This window comes from Psychrobacillus sp. FSL K6-1267 (genome assembly GCF_038003265.1).
Taxonomy (GTDB): Bacteria; Bacillota; Bacilli; order Bacillales_A; family Planococcaceae; genus Psychrobacillus; species Psychrobacillus faecigallinarum.
Window position 1 is genome coordinate 1771433 of the sequence record NZ_JBBOOR010000001.1, and the last position, 25126, is coordinate 1796558.

A 25126-nucleotide genomic window follows, 5' to 3' on the forward strand; every position below is an offset into this window, starting at 1 on the left:
TTTGTACTTGGAACAAATTATTGATGTAGTAGTAGTTGGAGGAGGACCTTGTGGAATTTCTGCAGCAATTTCCACACAAGAGTTAGGATTAAAAACGCTCATTATAGAAAAGGGTAACATTGTAAATGCGATATATAATTATCCAACCCATCAAACTTTCTTTAGTACCAGTGAAAAGCTTGCCATTGGAAATGTACCGTTTATCGTAGAGGAAAGAAAACCAAAAAGAAATCAAGCCTTGGTTTATTATCGCGAAGTAGTAAAACGTAAAAATATTCAAGTTAATAAATATGAGCATGTAAAAAATGTGGAAAAAGCTTCGAATCATTTTGTCATTACAACTTCTAAGGGCTCTTATAAAGCGAAAAATGTTATTATCGCTACGGGATATTATGATCATCCAAATTATATGGGTATTCCTGGAGAAAAACTGCCAAAAGTATTCCATTATTTTAAGGAAGGGCACCCTTACTTTGCCCAAAATGTTTTGGTGATAGGGGGCAAAAACTCAGCTATCGATGCTGCACTTGAACTCAATAAGGCGGGCGCGCATGTGACAGTAGTGTACCGTCAAGGGCAATATTCACAAAGTATTAAGCCTTGGGTTCTACCAGAATTTGAAGGCTGTGTACGTAATAATGAAGTAAATATGCACTTCAATACGGAAGTTATGGCTATAAATGATGATAGTGTAACTTTAAAGGGTCCCGACGGTGAATTTACGATTGAAAACGACTTTGTTTTCGCTATGACAGGTTATCATCCAGATCATTCATTTATAGAAAAGATGGGTGTAGCAATAGATGCCACTACCGGTAAACCCTTTCACAATCCGGATACGATGGAGACTAATGTAGAGGGGATTTTTATAGCAGGAGTAATCGCTGCGGGCAATAATGCAAATGAAATTTTTATAGAAAACGGTCGATTTCATGGAGAACAAATTGCTACAGAAATAAAGAGAAAAGCTTTGTAAGAAAGTGCGCATGTGAATAAACAAACATCCTGTTAAAACTGTCTTCTTCTATAAAGGAGTTTCTAAATGATTGAAATTATTACCGATGTACATAATCTGGAAGGTACTTGTTATATAGAGATATTACCTGATATATATAAAGGGGAATGCTGGAATACTTCTTCTATTTATTTCACAGAAGAGAACTTTAGCTATATGCTGCCCGTCTTCGAGAAGTGCTGTAAAGAATTTGATTATTACGCATTCAATGAAATTGATATAGATACGTGGAAAGTGATTTCTTTCGAATTAGAACAACTAAAAATATTTTTAACTGAAAAACCTATTAAAATTAGCTTGAAAGAAGTATTGGGTTTTCCATTTGTTTATTCCGAAAAAGAATTTATGGAAAACTATGATACAAATAGTGCGCAACTTATTACAATGATTACTCAATTTCAATTATGGATACAGAAAAAAAGTTTAGTAACAAGTTTTATCTCTGTTTTAGGTATATAAATAAAAGAACATATTATTTAACAAAAAGAAGAAAGCAAAATAGCTTTCTTCTTTTTGTTAAAAACTATAGCTATTTCTCTTGTCTACTAAATATACTATGTAGAGCTTGCTCAGGGTTCAGATGGTTTAAGGCGATCAGGAGAGCTAGTCGAGCTTTTTGCCCGTTTAGACCTTGAGCGAAAATCACCCCACGCTCCTTCAATCCTTTTCCTCCACCTACATATCCATATACGTCCTGCGCAATGCCATTAAAGCATCTTGACACTAAAACAATGGGTATATTCTTTTCTAAAATATCATGGATAACGGGTACTAAGCTTGGTGGAACATTACCTTGACCCAATCCCTCTAGAACAATACCATCAAACCCTAAGTTAACCGATGCCTCAAGAAGATCAGGCTCCATTCCTGCATATACCTTAAACAGAGCAACCCTTTTGTTAATTTGTTGAATCGGAAATATTGGTTGATGATTAGGTGAATGATGAAAATACACAATAGACTTAGAGATAAATCCTATAGGTCCATACTGAGGACTCTGAAATGTACTTACATTGCTAGCATGTGTTTTCGTTACGTTCTCGGCTGTATGTATTTCGTCATTTAATACTACTAATACGCCTTTACCTTGTGCATCATCTGATGAAGCTACTTGTATAGCAGCTACTAAATTGTATAAACCATCCGATCCTATTTCGTTTGCCGATCTCATAGCTCCAGTAAGTACGATGGGAATAGTGGTTCCAATGGTCAAATCTAAAAAATAGGCCGTTTCCTCTAATGTATCGGTTCCGTGTGTAATAACTACTCCATCAATATTTCCTTCTTGAATGTATTGATCAATTAATTGTTTAAGTCGTAACATTTCAAAAGGGGTAATATGTGGTGATGGGAGATTAAAGATTTCAGTTTCTATAATATTTGCAAAGCCCTTTAGTTTTTCTGCCTCCACCATAAGTGGATTTTTTTCGGACGGCATCACAGCACCTGTATCTACATTTACTTGCATTGAAATAGTACCGCCTGTATGGATGAGTAAAATTGTTTTCAAATATATAACCTCCAATTTTTTTACAAAATGATTAGAAATTATTGTATACTATTATTAGTAATATGGAAGGAGTAAGAAAATGTTCGTACTACTTTCCTGTGCAATAGCACCGGCTCTTGCGCTTTTAAGTTATTTCTATCTTCGAAAAGAAATTTCGAAAGAACCTTCAAGACTCTTGTTACATACTTTTATTTATGGTGCTATATTAACATTTCCAATTATGTTTATTCAGCACGTTCTAACTGAGGAGCATTTGTTTGATACTCTATTTTTACGCAATGTTTTAGTGACAAGCGCTTTAGAGGAATTTTTTAAATGGTTGATTTTAATGGTAGCCTTATACAACCACATAGACTTTGATGATCCATATGACGGAATTCTATACGGAGCAAGTGTTTCTCTTGGATTTGCCACGGTAGAGAATATCCTTTACCTCTTAAACTTCGGAATGGACGAAGCTTTTTTAAGAGCATTACTTCCCGTTTCGAGTCATGCATTATTTGGGGTTGTCATGGGATTTTATATTGGAAGAGCTAAATTTACTTCTACCAAAAAAATAAAATATGAGGTTTTTTATGCATTAGCTGCCCCATTGTTTCTACACATAATTTATAATAGCATACTAACCTTCACAGGGTTAGAAATATTGTTAATGGTACCGTTTATGCTGTTTTTATGGATTTTTGGCCTGTCGAAAGTAAAGCAGGCACATATCTTATCACGTAGAACAAGATTTGAAAAGCACGAATATTTTATAAGGGAAGATACAAATTAGTTCATATCACAATGATTCACTAACAAAACTTTGGTGGAATAAATTTATATCAACAAGATGGATCTTGACTATTAGTCATGATCCATTTTTATTTTAGGGATATTAGCGTTGTGTGAATGTGAGGATTTTTGAGAAACTGATAGAATTTTTAATCAGTTATCCATCATCAATATCATTACTACTAAAATTGGAGATAAATTTTAATATAAAAAAGTCCAATTTCTTAATTTAAAATTTAGAAATTGGACTTTTTTAGTTACTCAAGAATTCATAGAATGCGCCTGTTGTAAATGAAAATCATCGATTAAGAAGTAAGCAAATACAATAAAACTATAAACTCCGAATATAAGATAATTTATCTCTTACTAAAAGACTCCTTTTTAAAAGTTAATATGTATAAACTAATCCAGTTTATCCAAGCTAGTTAAAAAGGAGAGATGTCATATGAAACAGATTAAATACATCCTAATTGGCTTAATATTTTGTACAGCCAGTTATATGTTGTTAACTAAAGAACAAACAACTCAAGCATTCTCCGAACAAATAGTTCAGCGGGGAGCATATGGGGACGATGTAATCGAATTACAAGCCAGATTACAGTATATAGGCTACTATACCGGTGAAATTGACGGCAAGTTTGGTTATGGAACTTACTGGGCGCTTCGAAACTTTCAAGAGAAGTATGGATTACCGGTCGATGGAATGCTTGGGGAGAGTACTAAATCGAAATTAGTGAAAGCGTCAAAATTTGACAAAGCATATGTACATGAACAAATTAACAAAGGCAAAAGCTTTACTTATTATGGTAACGAGAGTCTAGATAATCAAGTCAAAAATGAAAAACCAGATAGTACTAATATGCAGTTACCACCTGAATATAGTGAAAGGGATTTAAAGCTAATCGCTAACGCAGTTTATGGAGAAGCACGAGGGGAGCCTTATGAAGGGCAAGTTGCAGTAGCTGCAGTAATTCTCAACAGGATAGAGCACCCCGACTTCCCTAATACTGTTAGTGAAGTTATTTTCCAACCATTAGCTTTCACAGCAGTTGCAGATGGGCAAATTTGGTTAGAACCAAATGAACGTGCTAAAGAGGCAGTGTTAGACGCATTAAATGGATGGGATCCATCTGAAAATGCCATCTATTATTTCAACCCAGACACAGCAACTAGTCAATGGATTTGGTCAAGACCGCATATCAAAAAAATCGGACAGCATATTTTTTGCTCATAAGGAGACCATATGAAAAAATTTGGATGGGTAATAGTTATAGCTGCTTTAGCCATATTTGTTGTTTACCATTTTAATGTGCAGGAGCAAAATACAAACCTTAAAAATGCTCTAGCAAGTCAATATTCTAATCAGTTAAACTCTGCTTCAGAAAAGCTCACAGAGTTAAGCGATTCAATCGATGAGACATTAATATTCAAGGATGAAGCATCATTAGATCGTCCGCTACAGGACGTTTGGAGACTTTCTTCCGATATCAGAGCTTCCATCTCAGCATTGCCTATAGACCAAGAGACTTCATCTGGATGGATGAACTATTTAACTCGAATTGGTAATGGAGCAGCTCAAGTACGAGCTGGTAAAGTACCGATTGAAGAGTGGCAAACCAACATGGTAGACGCCCGTGGGAATTTGAGAAGTTTATCAGATCAGTGGGCATTTACCAATCGAGATGATGGAAATAAGGACTATATAGTAACTTCATTTGTCCAAAATAAATTAAGTAAGGAAAGTCAAAAAAATTGGAAATCGCTTGGTGCTTCGGTTAAAGCCTATACAGAAAGTGATTTTCCGATGACAGCGAGTGAAACCGATCAACAAAAGAAAAAGGATTTACAGCATATTTCGGACGAGCCAGTAAGCGTTGAAGATGTAAAAGAAAAATTCGCTAAATTCTTCCCAGAGTTAGCTGATGCAAAAATACATGTTACAGAAAGCGGAAAGGATGCTCCTTATCCTTTTTATCATATTGAATTTCATAAAGGCATTCGTATAGGTTATGCGGATTTCACTAAAAAAGGAGGCCATCTTTTATCTTTCTTAATGGAAAGACCTTTCGATAAAAATTCAATCGATACGGAAAGTATGAAGGAAAAAGCTTTAGCTCAAATGAAGAGGCTTGGATTCGAGGATACTGAGTTGATAGAATTCAGAGAAAATACAATTGCTTGGCATTTAGCATTTGCTCGTAAGGATGCCGAAAATAATGCTATTGTTTATGCGGATGGTGTTCATCTCAAAATAGCTAAAGATAATGGGGAGCTATTAGGTTTAAATGCAATGGAATATATTCAAGAGGAAAAAATAGGTAGTCAAAAAATAGTGCCATTAGACTATAAAGAAATTTTTGCTGATGATTTAAAAATCGAAGAAGAGAAGATGGCATATGTAGAAAATGATGAATTACAGCAACGACTTGCTTACGAATTATTGACTAGAAGCGATAAGATAGGAACTTATAAAGTCTATATCGACGCGGAAACTCACGAGATTCTCCAATCGGAGAAACTGCCTTAAAATAATATATAGAAAAATCCCTCTTTAAGTGTCATAATTAAGTCATTATTACAATTAAAGAGGGTAAAAATTATGCAAATAAAACTAGGTACTAATTTAACACTTGAGCCAACATTCACAGACAAATCCGAAAAATACCGGTGTAAAGTAGTAGATATGGATGATCAGTTTATATATATCGATTATCCTATTGATACAGTTACAAATAAGACAATCGTATTGATAGAGGGTACTCAACTAAGAGCTACATTTATAGAGGAGGCTAAATCAGTATATGCCTTCCCTACAGAGGTGCTAGGTAGAAAGTTGGGGCAAATTCCGATGATAAGACTTCCTTATCCTGAATCCTCTGATTTCATGAAAATTCAACGTCGAAATTTTGTTAGGGTTGTTTCTCCCATAGATATCGCAGTTGAATTTGGAGATGAAAAATACCAATTTGTAACTGATGATATTAGTGCTGGTGGTGTAGCAATTATCATTCCCTTTGACGTGAAATTTAATGCAAATGATGAAGTTTCTCTTATTATTCCCCTACCTTTTAATAATGGAGAAATGAGATACGTTTTTACAACTGCTTTAGTTGTACGTATTTGGGAAAAGGAATCTGTAAAGATTGCATCCCTTCAATTTACCAATACAGATGATTTAGACAAGCAACAAATCGTACGGTTTTGCTTTGAAAGACAGTTGTTATTACGGAAAAAAGGACTAAATTAAAAGTCTGTATTTACAGGCTTTTTTTTTTTGAATCGTAATATGATAAAATATATGCGTATAGAGTGGAGGATAAATTAATGAAACAAATTCAAATTGCAATAGACGGCCCAGCAGCTGCTGGTAAAAGTACAATAGCAAAACAAACAGCTGAATTATTAGGGTATACATATGTAGATACTGGAGCAATGTATCGCGCTATTACGTATAAAGCGCTTGGACTTAACATAGATTTGCAAGATGGGACTAAGCTAACAGAGCTACTGAAAGAAACCTCTATTGAACTTAAGCCTTCTCCAAAGGGACAACTAGTATTCCTAGATCAAGTAGAAGTAACCGAAGAAATACGTTCTAAAGAGGTAACTGCCAACGTTTCCGTCGTAGCTGCTCATGCAAATCTACGGGAAGAAATGGTAAAGAGACAGATAGAAATGGGCAAGCATGGCGGAGTTGTTATGGATGGCCGTGATATAGGAACTCACGTACTGACTAACGCAGAACTTAAAATTTTCATGTCTGCAAGTGTGGAGGAACGAGCAAACAGAAGATTTTTAGAAAATCAAAAAAGAGGAATTCATACAAACCTAGAAGAATTAATGCATGACATAGCTTTAAGAGATAAATTAGACAGCGAAAGGGAAGCATCTCCTTTAGTAAAAGCGAAGGATGCTATTTTCATTGATACTACATCTCTTACTATTAAGGAAGTCTCTAATAAGATTATGCAGCTAGCACAAGAAAGGATGGTATGATTGGAGCTATATTCCTTTGCAAAAACAGTCGTTTTTGCAGTCTTAAAACCGATTTATCGATTTGAAGTGATAGGGTCTGAAAATTTTCCTAAAGAGGGCGGAATCTTGCTTTGTTCTAACCATATAGAAAATCTAGATCCTCCTGTTGTTGGAATCAATGCTCCACGGCCAGTCAATTTTATGGCGAAAGAGGAGCTTTTTAAAATACCTATACTAAAAAGCATACTACCTGGAGTAAGAGCTTTCCCGGTAAAAAGAGGGATGAGCGATCGTGATGCCTTACGTAAAGCGTTAAAGCTTTTAAAAGAGGGAGAGGTTGTTGGACTATTTCCTGAAGGGACAAGAAGTAAAGACGGAAAACTTGGAAAAGGCTTTGCTGGTGCAGGTTTTTTTGCATTGAGAGGAAACGCAAATGTAGTGCCATGTGCCATAATAGGACCCTATAAACCTTTTAAACGTTTAAAAATAGTGTTTGGTGAAGTAATTGATATGGAACCATATAGAGAGAGAAGAGCCTCTGCTGAAGAAGTAACTGAAGTAATAATGGAACAAATTGCTAAGCTAATAGAGCAATATAAAACTAACTGAAATATAAATTTCTATTATAAAAGTGCTTCTTTTTGTATTTCTGTGAAAGTTCGCATAAAATAGAGAAGAGACGTTGTGAAGGAGGAATATCATATGTCAGAAGAAATGAACTTAAACACGCAAGAGTTTAAAGAAGGAGATCTGGTAAAAGCGACGGTTGCACAGGTAGATGAAAAATCTGTGATCGTATCAATTGAAGGTGCACCTTTCGATGGTATAGTTCCAATTAGCGAGCTATCTAGCCTGCATATTGAAAAAGCATCCGACTCCGTTTCCATCGGTGATGAACTAGAACTTATGATTACAAAAGTAGAAGAATCAAACTATGTTCTTTCTAAAAGAAAAGTTGATGCTGAAAAAGCATGGGAAACTTTAGAAAAACAGTTCCAAACCGGAGAAATTATTGAAACAGAAGTTAAAGAGGTTGTAAAAGGTGGACTAGTAGTAGATTTAGGAGTGCGTGGATTCATACCTGCTTCCCTAATTGAAGATTACTTTGTTGAATCCTTTGAAGACTATAAAGGACGAGTTTTAACCTTTAAAATTGTAGAACTTGAAAAAGACAAAAACCGATTAATCCTTTCTCATAAAGCGGTAGTAGAGGACGAAAAGTCGGTAAATAAAAATAAAACACTTGATGCTATAAATCCCGGTGACGTTGTTCCAGGAACAGTGCAAAGATTAGCTTCCTTTGGTGCATTTGTAGATATTGGAGGAGTAGATGGACTTGTTCATATCTCTCAAATATCTCATGAGCACTTAGACAATGTGTCGGACGTGTTAACTGAAGGACAAGAAGTTAAAGTAAAAGTTTTATCTATAGATCGTGATTCGGAAAGAATTTCATTGTCTATTAAAGATACTTTACCTGGCCCTTGGTCTGATTTAGAAGAAAAGGCCTCAAAAGGTTCTGTTTTAACAGGAAAGGTTAGACGTTTAGTTTCTTACGGAGCTTTTGTCGAAGTTTTCCCTGGGGTTGAGGGATTGGTTCACATTTCACAAATTGCTCACCAGCACATAGGTACTCCTCAAGAAGTACTTAAAGAAGGGCAAGAAGTACAGGTGAAGGTGTTAGATGTAAACAGCAAAGAAAAACGTTTGTCACTAAGCATTAAAGAGCTAGTGGAGAACGAAGATAGTTTCAACTTAGCTGATTATCAAATGCCAGAGGAATCCAAGGGCTTCTCTATTAGCGATGTTCTAGGCGACCGCTTAAAGGACTTCACTAACAAATAAGAATAGCTTTTTTTCGTCATAATATGTAACTTATTCAAGCAGGTGACTTCAATAAAGTCGCCTGCTTTTATTATTTTGTTGTATAATACAACTTAGACGAAGTTTGGAAGGATGTAATAGTAATGACAAAACCAGTAGTAGCAATCGTTGGTAGGCCTAATGTAGGTAAATCGACCATATTTAATCGCATTGTAGGAGAACGTGTATCTATCGTGGAGGACATTCCAGGAGTAACACGAGATCGTATATATAGCTCGGCTGATTGGCTTACCCATGAATTCAATATAATCGATACAGGTGGTATCGAATTAAGCGATGAACCATTTTTAGAACAAATTAAACAACAGGCTGAAATTGCAATGGAAGAAGCGGATGTGATTATCTTCTTAACAAATGGTAGAGAAGGAGTCACGGCAGCTGATGAATACGTTGCTAAAATACTTTACAAAACGAAGAAACCTGTTGTGCTAGCAGTAAACAAAATCGACAATCCAGATATGCGTGAAATGCTTTATGACTTTTATACTTTAGGATTAGGCGAACCATTTCCGATTTCCGGTTCTCATGGCTTGGGTCTAGGAGATTTATTGGATGAGGTAGCGAAAAACTTTCCTGATATAGAAGAGCAGGAATATGGTGAGGAAGTTATTAAGTTCTCCCTAATTGGTCGCCCAAATGTAGGGAAATCATCTTTAATCAATGCGTTTTTAGGTCATGAGCGTGTTATTGTTAGTGATATAGCGGGTACAACAAGAGATGCTATTGATACAGAGTACTCTTTTGATGGACAAGATTATGTGATGATCGATACTGCGGGTATGCGCAAAAAAGGGAAAGTGTATGAAACTACTGAGAAATATTCCGTTCTAAGGGCATTAAAAGCAATTGAACGTTCGGATGTCGTCTTAGTTGTTCTAAATGCAGAAGAAGGTATTCAGGAACAAGACAAGAAGATTGCAGGCTATGCTCATGAAGGTGGTAAAGCTGTAATAATTGTTATGAATAAATGGGATGCAATTGAAAAAAATGACAAAACGATGAATGAAATGACAAAATCAATTCGTGAGCATTTCCAATTTTTAGATTATGCCCCAATAGTATTTGTTTCGGCTAAAACAAAACAACGTGTTCACGCACTTTTCCCTGTCATCAATCAAGTAAGCGAAAATCATGCGATGCGTGTACAATCTTCTATCTTAAATGAAGTGATCGAAGATTCAGTTGCTAGAAACCCTGCTCCTACAGATAAGGGTAAAAGATTACGTATTTATTATGCGACACAAGTGGCTATCAAACCACCTACATTTGTTGTATTTGTAAATGAACCTGAGTTAATGCATTTCTCTTATGAAAGATTTTTAGAAAACCGTATTCGTGAATCATTTGATTTTGAAGGTACGCCTATTAAAATTATTACTCGAGCTAGAACTTAAAATAGCATAAAGGGGGATTAAAAATGGCGAATATTACAGTGCTTGGAGCTGGTAGCTGGGGAACGGCTCTTGGAATGGTTCTTGCGCATAATAACCATGATTGTCTTCTTTGGTCACACAGAGAGAAGCAAACAGAGGAAATACTCAAAGATCATACCAATAAGCAGTACTTGCCTGATACCAAATTACCCGAAAATCTTAGAGCTACAAGTGATTTGAAAGTAGCGATAGAGCACGCTTCAACGATTGTAATTGCGGTACCTACCAAAGCAATCAGAGAGGTATGTCAGGACTTTGTAAAGCTAATGAATGATAAAAAGCTTTTCATCCATGTCTCTAAAGGAATTGAACCAGATTCCTTGAAACGAATTTCTGAGATGATTGCTGAGGAAATACCAGCATCTTTAGTTGAAGGTATTGTTGTCTTGTCTGGTCCAAGCCATGCTGAGGAAGTAGTGCTTCAGCATCCTACTACTATTACAGTGGCTAGTGACAACATGGTAGCTGCTGAAAAAGTTCAGGATTTATTCATGAATAATTATTTTAGAGTTTATACCAATGATGACGTTATCGGCGTAGAGATAGGAGCCGCCTTAAAGAACGTCATTGCATTAGCTGCTGGAATCGTAGATGGACTTGGCTACGGAGACAATGCAAAGGCTGCTCTTATTACTAGAGGATTAGCTGAAATTTCAAGACTTGGTATTAGTTTAGGGGCCAAGCATTATACTTTTTCAGGTTTAACAGGTATGGGAGATTTAATAGCAACGTGTACGAGCGTTCATTCTCGTAACTGGAGAGCAGGTAATCTACTTGGTAAGGGTGCAAGTCTAGAGGAAGTGCTAGAAGAAGTAGGAATGATTGTAGAAGGCGTTCGTACGACAAAAGCAGCTCATCAGCTGGCGGTAAAACAAGAAGTCGATATGCCTATTACGGCTGCTCTCCACTCTGTTCTTTTTGAAAATGTACACCCGAAAGAAGCGGTGGATTCACTAATGCACCGTACGAAAAAAAATGAATTGGAAGATTATAAGACGTTTTAAAAATTGACATAAAGAAGAGTTGTATGAAAAAACAACTCTTTTTTCATGTGATATAATATTTTCATGAAAGGTGGGGAAACTCTTGTTACTAGTCTCTTCAATGGACAAAATGTGGATATCCTTTGGTTCCATGGGATGTATGTTTATGGCTATGTTATTAATGTTTTTTGTTAAAAATAAATTTTCTAACCGAATCCTAAAATTCATCTTTGGTCTAATAGCATACATATTACTATTCATAGGATTTATCACAATGGTTTATATCATTTTCAATCCAACAAAAGCTTAGTAAGGAGATTCGGATGAAAAAACTATTATTAACAGTTATGGCGATGGTTGTACTAGTATTAAGTGGATGTGGTTTTAAAGGTGGTTACGAGCCAGAAAACCTATTGCCTTATGAAGACCAGCTAAATTCCGTTCAAACTGCAGTAGAGAGCTTTAGAGAAGCTTCAGGTGGTTTGTTGCCTATTAAAACACGTGAGCAGGAAACAGATCAATATATAAAATATCCAATAGATTTTAAGAAAATTGTTCCCGCATACTTAGGGAAAACTCCGGCTAATTCATTCGAAGCAGGTGGAATTTATCAGTATGTTTTAATGGACGTGGAGGAAAATCCAACTGTTAAATTGGTAGATTTGCGTATTGCAGATACATTGCGTGATATTAACTATCGAAAAGGTATTAATGGCTATGGCCCTATTGCTGAGACAATCACGGAAGGGGTCTATAAGCTAGATTATAAAAAAATGGGCTACAAGAATGAATTATCTGTACAAAGCCCTTATTCCGACACAATGCTCCCTTTAGTGGCTACTGGAGACGGAAAAGTGTATGTAGACTATTCGATTGAGCTAAATCGAATGCTACAAGACACAGAAGTCAATGTGAAGCCAGGTGATGATATACGTTTTCTGCTAACAGACAACTTCGCAATTGTTCCTGCATATTCATTGCCATATACAGTCGATGAAAATAACGAACCAGTTTTTATGCTCAATAAATAACAACATAGGAAACGTTTCATGTGTTATGCATGAAACGTTTTTTTAGTGCATATATTAAATTGCGAAGAAAGGAGAATACCGATGTCTAGTAAACTGTATGAACAAATAGCAGAAAGAACAAATGGCGATGTGTATCTTGGTGTAGTAGGTCCGGTTAGGGTAGGTAAATCTACGTTTGTCAAAAGAGTAATGGAGCTAGTTGTAATACCGAATATTGTTGAGGAATCAGAAAGATTACGAGCACAAGACGAACTTCCACAAAGCTCTCCTGGAAACGTCATCATGACTGCAGAACCTAAGTTCGTTCCAGCCCATGGCACTAATATATACTTGGGAGAAGAACAACTGCGGCTGCAAATTAGATTAGTAGATTGTGTAGGTTATATGATTGATGGTATTAAAACCCACTCAGGTGAAGAGGGGCAAAAACTTGTCCATACACCATGGCACAATGACGCTATTCCGTTTGAAGAAGCAGCGAGAATTGGGACTGACAAAGTCATACGCGATCATTCCACAATCGGAATTGTAGTGACGACCGATGGCACTGTGAATAATATTCCAAGAAGAGCAGCTGAATCAGCGGAAAATGAAATTATCACTCAACTAAAGGAAATAGGAAAGCCTTTTGTTATTGTTGTAAATAGTAAAACGCCTGGCCATTTAGAAACACTTCAATTATGTGAAGAGCTTCAAAAATACCATGAGGTGCCTGTAATTCCAGTCGCTGTCGATAGAATGACTGCGGATGAAATTCAGTACATACTCCAACAGGCGCTTTATGAATTTCCAATTACGGATATTGAACTGGTAAAACCTGATTGGACAGATGTATTGGAACCAGATCATTTTGTGAACAATCAAATTACGACTTCTTTACAGGAGTGGTTGCAAATTGTTTCTAAAATGAGAGATGTCAAAGAGTTGGCTTCAAAATTTAAAGAAGTACCATTTATTAAAACCGCAGAGGTGATAGAAGCAGATCCAGGTAGGGGCTCTGCTTGTATTCAAATAGATCTTAAGCCAGAGGTATTTCAAGAAGTTTGCGATGAATGGCTAGATGAACCGATTACGTCTAAAAAAGATTGGCTCTTGTTTGTGAAGGAGGCTTCAACAGCTAAAAAAGCATATCATCGATTTGCCGATGCTCTTGAAGCAGCAAAAACTACTGGTTATGGAGTATCTTTGCCATCAATACAAGACTTCCAGCCTTCTGCACCTGAAATTATTAAGCAAAATAATTTCTTCGGGGTTAGTTTAAAGGCTAAGGCATCCTCTCTTCATATTATTCGTGTAGATATGGAAGCGGAATTTGCCCCACTTTTGGGCTCAGAATTTCATAGTCAGCAGCTTCTAAAGGATTTAAAACATGGGTTCTTACATGACCGAGATGCATTATGGGAAACACAAGTTTTTGGAACTTCTCTTGTAGAGGTTATGAAAGAAAGCATTCGATATAAAACAGAAAGTGTTAGTCAGGTTGCGAAGAAGAGAATGCGTCAAACAATTGAAAGAATGGTAAATGAGGGAGACCGTGGTATGGTTACCTTTATTTTATAAATATGATTTGGGGCTTTTTGCGACTATGCAAAAAGTCCCGTTATTTTGTTAAATTACCTTTTTTTTTAGGAAAGTTGCTCAAACACAGACAAATAGTGTTGCGAAGGGTTTTCGGTTGTGATACTCTTTTTACAGGATTGAAGCTTATCTTCCTTTGAGAGGAGGTGAATAGTATGAATAAAACAGAATTAGTGAACTCTGTAGCAGAGGCTGCTGATTTATCTAAAAAAGATGCATCTAAAGCGGTTGAAGCTGTATTTGAATCAATTCAAACTGCTCTTGCAGATGGTGAAAAAGTTCAATTAATCGGTTTTGGTAACTTCGAGGTTCGTGAACGTGCTGCACGTAAAGGACGTAACCCTCAAACAGGTAAAGAAATCGACATCGCTGCTAGCAAGGTGCCTGCTTTTAAACCAGGTAAAGCACTTAAAGATGCAGTAAAATAATGGATGATGTAGTACATAGAACGGTTACTGTGAAGCTTGCTTCATGGTAGCCGTTCTTTTCTTTTTGTTATATAATATTAATTTGTGTTGTCTGTGAAGTGAAAATTATTTCTTATCTGCGTTTCATATGCTAAGATACATACGACATATTATGCAGTTTTATCTAGGGGGTCAGCAGATGACGAAGGTCAATCTGAAAAAAATAGAAGATGCAGTGACGATGATTTTAGAAGCTATTGGGGAGGATCCTACAAGAGAAGGATTACTGGATACTCCAAAAAGAGTTTCTAAAATGTATGCAGAAATGTTTGAAGGGCTTCATCAAGATCCAAAAGAACATTTCAAAACAGTTTTTAATGAGGAGCATGAGGAACTAGTTTTAGTAAAAGATATACCTTTTTTCTCTATGTGTGAACATCATTTAGTACCTTTTTATGGTAAGGCACATGTAGCATACATACCTAGAGATGGAAAAGTGACAGGGCTTAGTAAGCTTGCTAGAGCGGTAGAAGTTACAGCAAGAAGACCTCAGCTTCAAGAAAGAATTACTTCTACAATTGCGGACGACATTATGGAAATGATTAACCCACATGGCGTTTATGTTGTCATTGAGGCTGAGCATATGTGTATGACGATGCGCGGGATAAAAAAACCAGGCGCTAAGACAGTAACTGCTGTAGCAAGAGGTATATACGAAACAGACGAGATTAAACGTTCAGAGGTTTTATCGTTTATCCAAATGAAATAACTACTTTTGAGGATAGTAAATAATATGGTATGATGAATTTAGATTATGAACAAAGGAGACTATTGTAATGTCTAGTTCAGATTTTATCGTTATAAAGGCAGAGGAAGATGGAGTACAAGTGATAGGCTTGACTCGTGGCTCAGATACTAAATTTCACCATTCAGAAAAACTTGATACAGGTGAAGTAATGATCGCTCAGTTTACAGAGCATACATCTGCAATGAAAATTAGAGGTAAAGCTTCTATTCATACAGACAATGGAATTATCCAAAGTGATTCTAAGAAATAATTAACCTAAATGGCCAATAATCGCTAGTTATAATATATTTGATCATGACAGATTAAAGCTAACTGCGATTGGGAAATGGAGTAAAGTGTATGAATGAATCTTTGATTAAACATCATATAGAACAATATAAAAAAGATATTCTCATGCAAATACAGCATAATACTCTGTTAAAATATGCAGGAATACCTGTTATTGATGAAGATCGTTTGTTTTTTACACTTTTACCGCTACTCAATGGGGAAGAATGGGCTGAAGCGAACAAACAATCAACCATTGCCGTATCCCTTATTTTTGCAGCACTTGCCGCTCATGATTTGGTGAAGGAACAAAACGCAACGACAAAAGAGCAGCAATTACAAGTATTAGCTGGAGATTATTATAGTGGGAAATATTATCAGCTATTAGCTAAGGGGAAGCAAATTGAGTTAATTCAAATCTTTTCCTCAGGAGTCTCATCTATCACGGAGCATAAAACAAGATTTTATGATCACTTAGATTACTCATATGGAGAGCTTATGCAATCTATTCAATTGATCGAAAGCAAGCCAATTGAACAATTTATGGAGCACTTTTCCTACAATGAGTATGTATTTATCATGAAAGAAGCTTTACTTCTTCTAGCTCTAAGAAGAGAGTTAACTGCATATGAAAATAGGGAAGAAACATTTTATATCCGAAACTCATTCCTGCTACAGACTAAGATAGAAACTCTTCGTGCTGAAATGGAAGCGGTTGAAAAAAATTTGGTGCGCGATGTAAGATACTCGAATATATTAAAAGAAAATGTAAAGCATGCGATTTTAGAGCGAGTGACCGAACAAGCTTTAAAAAGCAGTTGAGAGAAGGTTTAACACATGGGAAAAACAAAAGAACAGCATGTCCATGAAGTTTTTGAGAAAATCTCTGAGAACTACGATTCTATGAATTCTGTCATAAGCTTTCAACAGCACAAAATTTGGCGCAGCGATACGATGAAAGCAATGCAGGTTAAAGACGGAAGCAGCGCCTTAGACGTTTGCTGTGGTACGGCGGACTGGACAATTGCAATAGCGAAAGAGGTTGGTCCTACAGGAACAGTTAAAGGGCTAGATTTTAGTCAAAATATGCTGAATGTAGGAAAAGAAAAAGTAAAGGAAATTCCACAAATAGAATTGATTCATGGAAATGCTATGGAATTGCCCTTTGAAGACAATACATTCGACTATGTAACTATTGGATTTGGTTTACGGAATGTTCCGGATTATAAACAAGTGTTGCAAGAAATGAATCGAGTAGCTAAACCAGGCGGTATGATTGTTTGTTTAGAAACCTCTCAGCCGGATTCCAAGCTTTTTAATGCTGGATTCCGCTTTTACTTTAGATATATCATGCCAGTTTTCGGAAAGCTTTTTGCTAAGAGCTACAAAGAGTATTCTTGGTTACAAGAGTCTGCAAAGGAATTTCCTAATAGAGCGGAACTTGCCAAATTATTTGAAACGGTAGGAATGGTTAACGTTAATAGTAAACCATACAGCGGTGGGGCAGCAGCCAGACATATTGGCTTTAAGAAAGATTTTTAAGTGGGGGAAGGTTTGTTTCTGTGGATAAGATGAGATTAAAACTGCTTTATTCCGATCTTAAATCGGATTTGGAAGTCATTGAAAACGAATTAGCAGCAGCTGTGAATTCTTCCTCCCACTTATTGAATGAGGCCTCGCTTCATTTGTTGCTAGCAGGGGGAAAACGAATTCGCCCTGTGTTTGTACTGCTTTCCGCTAAATTTGGAAACTATTCTATAGAGTCTATTAAGCAAGTTGCTGTTTCTGTCGAATTGATTCATATGGCATCTTTAGTCCATGATGATGTTATAGATGATGCTGAAACTAGAAGAGGCCGAGAAACGGTGAAGTCCCAGTGGAACAACCGCGTAGCTATGTATACAGGTGACTTTCTTTTTGCTAAGGCTATTGAATACATAACAGCAGTAAAAAATACATACGCCCACGAAGTTCTCTCGCACACGATGGTTGAGCTTTGTATCGGGGAGATTATTCAAATTGAGGACAAGGGTTTTGTTGATCAGACAGTTAGAGATTATTTAAGAAGAATAAAAAGAAAGACGGCAATCCTCATCTCGGCTAGCTGCGAATTAGGTGCTATTTCATCCGGAGCAGATGAAAAGACTGTTAGGCATTTAAAGAGATTTGGTTATTATGTGGGAATGTCCTTTCAGATTATTGATGACATCTTAGATTTTACATCCACTGAGGAAGAGCTAGGTAAACCAGCTGGTGGTGATCTGTTGCAGGGAAATATTACTTTACCTGTTATTTACGCAAAGAACGATCCAACTATCCATCCGCTATTGCAAAAAGTCTTTGATGGTGAAATTGAAGAGCGAGAGATGCAAGTATTACTTGACGAGATTCGTCAATCGGATGGTATAAAACGCGCTAAACAAATAAGTAATATGTATTTACAAAAGGCGCTGCATGAAGTAAAACAACTTCCAACAAACTCTGCCAAGAAATCTTTGCAAAATGTTGCATTATTTATGAGCAAACGCAACTTTTAATTGAAATTAATTGACTGTAATGTTAGTATTTTTAACGGTGGAGAAATAAAATCCATTTTATATTTGAAGGAGTGTTCATGATGGAAAAAACATTTTTAATGGTAAAACCTGACGGCGTACAACGTAACTTAATTGGAGAAATCGTTAGTCGTTTCGAGAAAAAAGGATTCCAATTAGTTGGAGCAAAATTAATGCAAATTCCTACTGAATTAGCAGAACAACACTACGGTGAGCACAAAGAACGTCCATTCTTCGGAGAACTAGTTGACTTCATCACTTCTGGACCAGTTTTTGCAATGGTTTGGGAAGGTGAAAATGTTATTTCTACAGCTCGTTTAATGATGGGTGCTACTAACCCAAAAGAATCTGCTCCAGGAACTATTCGTGGTGACTTCGCAGTAACTGTTGGAAAAAACATTATCCACGGTTCTGATGCACCTGAAAGCGCTGAGCGTGAAATTGGATTATTCTTCAAGCAAGAAGAGCTAGTATCTTACTCTAAAGATGCTAACAAATGGGTTAACTAATTTAAATGTATGAATAAAACCAATTCTCTTAATGGTGAGTTGGTTTCAGACTGTAGACAAACTCAAAGAAATTTGAAATTGTTTATAGTCTTTTTTTATTTACAATACATATAAGAAATTGTCGAATTCCATTTTGGGCACGGCCTCAGCCTTCTTCCTCTCTACGCTCAGCCCCGGTGCTTCGCCTTGTGCTGTTAGCGTAAGAGTCTTCGCGCCTTCCATTTCAATCGACCATTGTCGGCATATTTAAAAAGTGTTGAGTATCATGATGACTAAAAGTCTAATCAATGAATGTGAACAACTTGAAATGCTAATGTTTAAGCCACTTGGCCAAAGCACCAGTTGTCCGTAAATTAAATGCAATGATTAATTCCTTTTCATTTATCCATTGGTAGAACTTCTTTACTCTACTACTAAGAGACCACCACCTCCTTTCTATGTGTTTGCTTATCTTCGCTAAATTCCTTCTAATCCTATGTTTTATATTTTATCTAACAAAAAAGAATTTAAAGTAAATGTTCATATTTATCTGTTTTTTAACTATATTCTAAACGAATAGATTGCGCTATACTTTATAGATAGGCTAGTGGAAGGGAACGATATTATTTGCAAGATTACATAAAATTTGTCGAATCTATTAAAAGAAAAACTGGTATTGATTTAGCTTTATATAAGGAAGCCCAAATGAAACGTCGCTTAACGTCATTATATGAAAAAAAAGGTTATAAGAATTTTATTTCTTTCTTTGAGGCGATAGACAAAGACCGAGATCTTCTGAATGAGTTTTTAGACAGGATGACTATTAATGTATCAGAATTTTATCGAAACAGTAAGAGATGGGAAGTATTACAACAAAAAATTTTTCCAAAGCTGTTAGCCGAAAATAAGCGATTAAAAATATGGAGTGCTGCGTGCTCAACAGGAGAAGAGCCCTATACTACAGCCATGGTGCTTTCAAACCATCTACCATTGTCTCAAATATCAATTATAGCGACTGATATAGATGAAAATGCAATCCAAAGAGCTAAGGTAGGTATCTATCCCGAAAGGTCATTGGCCGAGGTACCAGTTGAAATGAAGAATAAGTATTTTGAGAAGCAAACTTCATTTTATAAAATAGATGATATTATTAAACGAACAGTTACCTTTAAAAAGCATAATCTTTTAATGGATACATACGAGAAAAATCTCGATCTGATTATTTGTCGCAATGTCATGATTTATTTTACTGAAGAAGCTAAAGACCAAATTTACCAAAGTTTTAGCAACTCATTACGTCCTGGTGGGATACTTTTTGTTGGCAGTACAGAACAAATTTTTAATCCTACTAAATACGGATTTGAACCGGAGGATACTTTTTTCTATAGAAAAAAGTAGTAAGATTGCATTAAGTTTGGCTAAGCAAGGAATTAGTGGCATTTAATGAGGAACTGTCCGATAAAAAACGGACAGTTTTTCTTCTATACTTTAAGTTTATATGTTATAGTTGAAAACAAATACTTTAGCGAGTTGAAGGGGGAAAGCGTTTTGCGTTATTTAACAGCAGGTGAGTCACATGGACCACAACTAACAGCCATTATAGAGGGTTTACCAGCCCAATTAGAGATTACAGGTGAAAAGATAAACAAGGAATTAAAACGACGTCAAGGTGGACATGGCCGTGGAAGACGTATGCAAATAGAAAAAGATACAGTTGCCATCACAGCAGGAGTGCGTCACGGTAAATCACTAGGATCTCCAGTCTGCCTAGTAGTTAATAATGATGATTGGAAACATTGGACTCATATTATGGGCATTGAACCGCTTGGAGAAGACGTGGATCCGGACGAGATTAAAAGAAAGATTACAAGACCTCGTCCAGGTCACGCAGATCTTGTCGGTGGTATGAAATATGGCCATCGTGATCTACGAAATGTTTTAGAACGTTCTTCTGCTAGAGAAACAACCGTCCGAGTGGCAGTTGGAGCAGTAGCAAAACAATTATTAAATGAGCTTGGTATTTCCATTGTTGCTCATGTAACCAAAATAGGTGGTATTGAAGCAGATTTAAATTTAGCAGAAGGAATGTCGATTGATGAAATTCGTGAGAAAGTGGAGGCAGACCCTGTCTATTGTTTAGATTCTGAAGCTTCTGCGAAGATGGTAGAGGCAATTGACCAAGCTAAAAAAGCAGGAGACACTATTGGAGGAGTCGTTGAGGTAATAATTACAGGTATGCCTGCAGGTGTTGGAAGCTATGTTCATTATGATCGAAAGCTTGACGGTAAACTCGCTATGGCAATGATGAGTATCAATGCATTTAAGGGAGTCGAGGTTGGCCTAGGATTTGAGATGGCTAACTTGTTTGGTAGTCAAGTGCACGATCAAATCTCTTGGGACAAAGAAGAGGGATACGTTCGTGATACAAACAGACTTGGTGGTATCGAGGGTGGTATGTCAACAGGAATGCCGATTGTTGTAAGAGGTGTGATGAAGCCTATACCAACATTATATAAACCATTACAAAGTGTCGATATCGATACAAAGGAGCAGTTTAAAGCAAGCATTGAACGATCTGATAGCTGTGCAGTACCAGCAGCATCTGTAGTAGCAGAAAACGTTATTGCCTGGGAGGTTGCTTCAGCTGTATTAGATACTATTAAAGGCGATCAAATGGATATTTTAAAAGCAGATATTGAAAGACATAGAGCGTATACAAAGGGGTTTTGAACATGATTATCCCAGTTAGAACAAATGCCTCTGTTTACGAGGTGCATCTTGGAGAAGGCATCCTTGAGGATTTTTCCTTCAGAAATAAAAAAAAGCTAGAAGACTATGATCAGTTAATTATCGTAAGCGATGAAATTGTTTGGAGTTTACATGAGGACTATGTAAGAGAAAATTTTACTGCGCCGTTTAAAATATGTATTGTTCCAACTGGCGAGTCCTGTAAAACCTTTGAATCCTATTTAAATGTACAAACCTTTCTTTTACAGGAGGGAGCTACACGGAACTCTGCCCTATTTGCTTTTGGGGGAGGGGCTGTAGGAGATTTAACAGGGTTTGTTGCAGCTACCTTTATGCGAGGCATTGCATTCTATCAAATCCCTACTACTATCCTTGCACATGACAGCTCTGTTGGTGGAAAAACAGCGATTAATCATCCGATTGGAAAGAATATGATAGGTGCTTTTTATCAGCCGAAAGAAGTGATTTATGATTTTCACTTTTTAAAGACACTTCCCCTAAGAGAGGTTAAGTCCGGCATGGCTGAGGTTATTAAGCATTCACTTATTAGCGATAATAAGTGGGTGGAGGAATTTTACCAGCTTACTTCATTAAATAATCTAGATAAACTTCAATTGTTACAATGGCTGGATAAGGGCATTCGTGTCAAAGCCAAAATTGTTGAAATGGATGAAAAAGAGAGCAGCTTCCGAAAATATCTCAACTTTGGGCATACATATGGTCACGCAGTAGAAGCATCCATTGGATACGGAAAGATTTCACATGGGGAAGCAGTAATGATTGGAATGGTTCCCGCACTAATGCTTAGTGAAAAGTTCGGCCATCTGCCTAATGGCTTTGCAAAATCATTTTATTCGTTGGCTATTAGACTTGGATATGATATAAAGCAGGTTTTAGCATGTCCCTTTGAGCAATTGGCGGATTTCATGCTGAAGGATAAAAAGACAATGAAAAAGCAACTGCATTTTGCATTACTTGACACCATTGGAGTGCCTTTTATAAAGGTTGTTCCAATGGAAGACATAAAACAGTGTGACGAACAATTACGAAAATGGATAATGGAGGGGAAATAATTGATTAGAGGCGTTAGAGGAGCAACAACAGTGGATGCAGATTCTAATGAGCAAGTAATGCAAGAAACGTCCCGTCTTGCTTTAGAAATGGTCAAGGCGAACGACATTGATCCTGAGTCAATCGCTTCTGTCATTATTAGCACCACTACGGATATTACTTCAGCATTTCCTGCGAGGGCTGTGAGAGGTATAGAAGGATGGTCGCATGTCCCGGTAATGTGTACGCACGAAATGAATGTCCCGGGTGCGCTAGAGAAATGCATACGTTTAATGATGCATGTCAATACAGAGAAATCACAAAAGGATATACAACACATATATTTAAACAAGGCAATTCAATTGAGACCAGATTTATTAAAAAGATAATAATAGAATTGGGGTAAATAGAATGAAATTCAAAAAACAAATTGCTGGATTACAAGCATACCAACCAGGAAAAACAATGGATGAAGTTAAGAAGGCCTTTAATCTTGAAAAGGTTACAAAGCTTGCATCTAACGAAAATCCATATGGTGCTTCACCAAAAGTAAAGGAATTTTTGGCAAATGCTAATATAGATTTTGCATTATATCCAGATGGATATGCCTCTAAGCTTCGCACGGCGGTTGCTAACCGTTTGAATATTTCCGAAAAGCAATTGTTATTTGGTAACGGCTCTGACGAGAATATATTAATCGTTTCCAGAGCGATTCTAGAGCCTGGTTTAAATACTATTATGGCAGATTTAACTTTTGGTCAATACAAGCATAATGCCGTGGTGGAGGGCGCAGAAGCACGTACTGTTCCTCTTACAGCAGAGGGAGAGCATGATTTAGAAAAAATGCTTGCGGCCATCGATGAAAACACAGCAATTGTTTGGATTTGTAATCCTAATAATCCTACAGGGACTCTAACTCCAAGCGATAAAATAAAGGCTTTTGTAGAGCAAGCACCAAGTGATGTATTAATCGTATTAGATGAAGCTTATACAGAGTACATTACGGATAGTAGTTATGAAGATTCTATTCAGTTAATAGAAAAACATCCCAATGTTTTAGTGATGCGTACCTTCTCAAAAGCTTATGGGTTAGCAAGCTTCCGTGTAGGTTACGCAGTAGGTTCTGAGGAAGTAATTAGTCAGCTAGAGCCGACGAGAGAGCCATTTAACAATACCGTCATCTCTCAGGAAGTAGCCATATTAGGACTGAGCGATCAGCAATTCATCGCTGATTGCAAAGAAAAAAATAATGCTGGGAAATCTCAATTCGAAGCATATTGTAAAGAGCGAAAGCTGCACTTCTATCCTTCTCACACAAATTTTATTTTGATGGAAGTAAAAGCTGATAGTGACGTAGTTTTCCAAGGGCTTATGCAGCGTGGATATATCGTTCGCAGTGGTAATGCTTTAGGAAAACCAGGGTATCTTAGAATTACTATTGGAACAAAAGAACAAAATGAAGAATTACTTCAAAAACTAGATGAAGTATTGACAGAGGTAGGGGTAATTTAATGAAACAAACCATCTTCATTATTGGACTTGGTCTCATAGGAGGCTCTCTAGCTTTAGGGCTAAAGAGGAAAGACGGTCTGACTATTGTAGGCTATGATAGCAATGAAAATTCTCTTGTTACTGCTAAAAAGCTAGGGGTAATTGATGAAATTGCTTCTAATATGGAAGATGCTGCACAGCAAGCAGATATTATCGTATTTGCAACTCCAGTCAGTATAACAATCGACCTTATGAAGCTGCTTCCAACATGGAAACTAAAAGAAAATGTGATCATTACGGATACGGGTAGCACGAAGAATGAAATAATGAATGCTGCTGAAGTACTTAAGCATTTTGGAATTACTTTTATTGGGGGGCATCCGATGGCTGGTTCCCATAAAAGTGGTATAGGAGCAGCTCGTGCCTATTTGTTTGAAAATGCATATTATATGCTTACTCCCTTTGTAGACGAAGCGGAGGAAAATTTAAAGAGACTTAAGGATATTTTGCTAGTTACTAAAGCAAAGCTCGTTGAGATTAGTGCACAGGAGCATGACCATATGACAGCAACTGTTAGCCACTTCCCTCATTTAATAGCAGCCTCACTTGTACATCAACTGTCAGAGGAAAATAAGAGCTTTCCTTTTACAAAGCAGCTAGCAGCAGGTGGTTTTCGAGATATAACTCGTATTGCTTCTTCCAACCCGATTATGTGGAGAGACATAACGATGCAAAACCGCCAGGAAATTAGTAATCAGCTTCAGCTTTGGACGGAGGAGATGTTACGATTAAAGCATCTTATAGAAAAGGCAGACCAAAAAGATATCGAGGAATACTTTGCACAGGCAAAACAAATTCGAGATGATCTACCAATTGCTCAAGGAGCATTATATAGTGTATATGACCTGTATGTGGATGTTCCGGATTATGCCGGTGTTATCTCCGAAGTTATTGGTTATTTAGCAAAAGAGGATATAAGTATAACAAATTTGCGTATTGTGGAAACAAGAGAAGACATATTTGGTATTTTGGTCATTAGCTTTCAGTCGATGGAAGACCGTGCGAAGGCTGTTAAATGTATTGCTACTCATACCTCATTTGATACATATATTGCTTAGGGAGGGATCTA

General features: G+C 36.7%; 28 protein-coding genes. 27 read left to right on the forward strand and 1 reads right to left on the reverse strand.

Going from position 1 to position 25126, the window contains the following annotated elements; genetic code table 11:
* Window positions 1-7 precede the first annotated feature (7 nt).
* Complete coding sequence (locus tag MHB55_RS08830; RefSeq protein ID WP_340863043.1) at window positions 8-976, forward strand: YpdA family putative bacillithiol disulfide reductase; 969 nt, start codon at window positions 8-10, stop codon at window positions 974-976.
* Between the two features lie 66 nt (window positions 977-1042).
* Window positions 1043-1474 carry a hypothetical protein gene (locus tag MHB55_RS08835; protein WP_144536930.1) on the forward strand — a complete coding sequence of 144 codons (432 nt, stop codon included), beginning with the start codon at window positions 1043-1045 and terminating at the stop codon, window positions 1472-1474.
* Window positions 1475-1544: 70 nt separating this feature from the next.
* Here MHB55_RS08835 and MHB55_RS08840 read toward each other — a convergent pair whose 3' ends face one another.
* Window positions 1545-2525 (reverse strand): asparaginase, encoded by a 981-nt coding sequence (locus tag MHB55_RS08840; RefSeq protein ID WP_144536928.1) that lies wholly within the window; start codon window positions 2523-2525, stop codon window positions 1545-1547.
* 79 nt (window positions 2526-2604) lie between these two features.
* Here MHB55_RS08840 and prsW point away from each other — a divergent pair, with 79 nt between their 5' ends.
* The 25 genes from prsW (at window position 2605) to MHB55_RS08965 (ending at window position 25115) form a co-directional block, all read left to right on the forward strand.
* Entirely contained in the window at window positions 2605-3300 is a 696-nt protein-coding gene (gene prsW / locus MHB55_RS08845) for a glutamic-type intramembrane protease PrsW (RefSeq protein ID WP_144536926.1), read from the forward strand.
* Window positions 3301-3798: 498 nt separating this feature from the next.
* A complete protein-coding gene (gene sleB, locus MHB55_RS08850; RefSeq protein WP_225216089.1) occupies window positions 3799-4533 on the forward strand; it encodes a spore cortex-lytic enzyme in 735 nt (244 codons plus the stop codon).
* Window positions 4534-4542: 9 nt separating this feature from the next.
* Complete coding sequence (locus tag MHB55_RS08855; RefSeq protein WP_144536922.1) at window positions 4543-5826, forward strand: PepSY1/2 domain-containing protein; 1284 nt, start codon at window positions 4543-4545, stop codon at window positions 5824-5826.
* 72 nt (window positions 5827-5898) lie between these two features.
* The gene (locus tag MHB55_RS08860) at window positions 5899-6546 is read left to right on the forward strand and encodes a flagellar brake protein (RefSeq protein WP_144536920.1); all 648 of its coding nucleotides are present in this window, start codon (window positions 5899-5901) and stop codon (window positions 6544-6546) included.
* Window positions 6547-6623: 77 nt separating this feature from the next.
* Entirely contained in the window at window positions 6624-7295 is a 672-nt protein-coding gene (gene cmk / locus MHB55_RS08865) for a (d)CMP kinase (RefSeq protein WP_144536918.1), read from the forward strand.
* The gene (locus tag MHB55_RS08870; RefSeq protein WP_340844375.1) at window positions 7296-7883 is read left to right on the forward strand and encodes a lysophospholipid acyltransferase family protein; all 588 of its coding nucleotides are present in this window, start codon (window positions 7296-7298) and stop codon (window positions 7881-7883) included.
* Between the two features lie 93 nt (window positions 7884-7976).
* A complete protein-coding gene (gene rpsA, locus MHB55_RS08875) occupies window positions 7977-9119 on the forward strand; it encodes a 30S ribosomal protein S1 (RefSeq protein WP_154310939.1) in 1143 nt (380 codons plus the stop codon).
* Between the two features lie 122 nt (window positions 9120-9241).
* Window positions 9242-10552 carry a ribosome biogenesis GTPase Der gene (der, locus tag MHB55_RS08880; RefSeq protein WP_144536913.1) on the forward strand — a complete coding sequence of 437 codons (1311 nt, stop codon included), beginning with the start codon at window positions 9242-9244 and terminating at the stop codon, window positions 10550-10552.
* Window positions 10553-10575: 23 nt separating this feature from the next.
* Window positions 10576-11595 carry an NAD(P)H-dependent glycerol-3-phosphate dehydrogenase gene (locus tag MHB55_RS08885; protein WP_340863044.1) on the forward strand — a complete coding sequence of 340 codons (1020 nt, stop codon included), beginning with the start codon at window positions 10576-10578 and terminating at the stop codon, window positions 11593-11595.
* A 109-nt stretch (window positions 11596-11704) separates the two neighbouring features.
* Window positions 11705-11884: a DUF2768 domain-containing protein gene (locus MHB55_RS08890; protein ID WP_225216090.1), complete on the forward strand. Its 180-nt coding sequence runs from the start codon at window positions 11705-11707 to the stop codon at window positions 11882-11884.
* Window positions 11885-11897: 13 nt separating this feature from the next.
* Window positions 11898-12605: a hypothetical protein gene (locus MHB55_RS08895; RefSeq protein ID WP_144536909.1), complete on the forward strand. Its 708-nt coding sequence runs from the start codon at window positions 11898-11900 to the stop codon at window positions 12603-12605.
* A gap of 81 nt (window positions 12606-12686) precedes the next feature.
* Window positions 12687-14165: a stage IV sporulation protein A gene (gene spoIVA, locus MHB55_RS08900; RefSeq protein ID WP_144536907.1), complete on the forward strand. Its 1479-nt coding sequence runs from the start codon at window positions 12687-12689 to the stop codon at window positions 14163-14165.
* Between the two features lie 173 nt (window positions 14166-14338).
* Window positions 14339-14611, forward strand: coding sequence for an HU family DNA-binding protein (locus tag MHB55_RS08905; protein ID WP_144536905.1), 273 nt, complete (start codon window positions 14339-14341; stop codon window positions 14609-14611).
* 178 nt (window positions 14612-14789) lie between these two features.
* Complete coding sequence (gene folE, locus MHB55_RS08910; RefSeq protein ID WP_340844377.1) at window positions 14790-15359, forward strand: GTP cyclohydrolase I FolE; 570 nt, start codon at window positions 14790-14792, stop codon at window positions 15357-15359.
* A gap of 67 nt (window positions 15360-15426) precedes the next feature.
* Entirely contained in the window at window positions 15427-15648 is a 222-nt protein-coding gene (gene mtrB, locus MHB55_RS08915) for a trp RNA-binding attenuation protein MtrB (protein WP_144536901.1), read from the forward strand.
* Between the two features lie 89 nt (window positions 15649-15737).
* Window positions 15738-16487, forward strand: a complete 750-nt coding sequence (locus MHB55_RS08920) for a heptaprenyl diphosphate synthase component 1 (RefSeq protein ID WP_144536899.1) — start codon at window positions 15738-15740, stop codon at window positions 16485-16487.
* Between the two features lie 15 nt (window positions 16488-16502).
* The gene (locus tag MHB55_RS08925; protein WP_144536897.1) at window positions 16503-17207 is read left to right on the forward strand and encodes a demethylmenaquinone methyltransferase; all 705 of its coding nucleotides are present in this window, start codon (window positions 16503-16505) and stop codon (window positions 17205-17207) included.
* A gap of 29 nt (window positions 17208-17236) precedes the next feature.
* The gene (gene hepT, locus MHB55_RS08930; RefSeq protein ID WP_144536895.1) at window positions 17237-18202 is read left to right on the forward strand and encodes a heptaprenyl diphosphate synthase component II; all 966 of its coding nucleotides are present in this window, start codon (window positions 17237-17239) and stop codon (window positions 18200-18202) included.
* Between the two features lie 80 nt (window positions 18203-18282).
* Window positions 18283-18729, forward strand: a complete 447-nt coding sequence (ndk, locus tag MHB55_RS08935; protein WP_144536893.1) for a nucleoside-diphosphate kinase — start codon at window positions 18283-18285, stop codon at window positions 18727-18729.
* A 606-nt stretch (window positions 18730-19335) separates the two neighbouring features.
* On the forward strand, window positions 19336-20106 hold the full coding sequence (locus MHB55_RS08940; protein ID WP_151110167.1) for a CheR family methyltransferase: 771 nt from the start codon (window positions 19336-19338) through the stop codon (window positions 20104-20106).
* A 150-nt stretch (window positions 20107-20256) separates the two neighbouring features.
* A complete protein-coding gene (aroC, locus tag MHB55_RS08945) occupies window positions 20257-21438 on the forward strand; it encodes a chorismate synthase (protein WP_340863045.1) in 1182 nt (393 codons plus the stop codon).
* A 2-nt stretch (window positions 21439-21440) separates the two neighbouring features.
* A complete protein-coding gene (gene aroB / locus MHB55_RS08950; protein ID WP_154310932.1) occupies window positions 21441-22529 on the forward strand; it encodes a 3-dehydroquinate synthase in 1089 nt (362 codons plus the stop codon).
* The gene (aroH, locus tag MHB55_RS08955; protein ID WP_144536885.1) at window positions 22530-22895 is read left to right on the forward strand and encodes a chorismate mutase; all 366 of its coding nucleotides are present in this window, start codon (window positions 22530-22532) and stop codon (window positions 22893-22895) included. It abuts the gene before it with no gap.
* Between the two features lie 22 nt (window positions 22896-22917).
* Window positions 22918-24018, forward strand: a complete 1101-nt coding sequence (gene hisC, locus MHB55_RS08960; protein ID WP_151110160.1) for a histidinol-phosphate transaminase — start codon at window positions 22918-22920, stop codon at window positions 24016-24018.
* Window positions 24018-25115, forward strand: a complete 1098-nt coding sequence (locus tag MHB55_RS08965; RefSeq protein ID WP_144536881.1) for a prephenate dehydrogenase — start codon at window positions 24018-24020, stop codon at window positions 25113-25115. The genes hisC and MHB55_RS08965 overlap by 1 nt, the downstream gene beginning before the upstream one ends.
* Window positions 25116-25126: the final 11 nt, after the last annotated feature.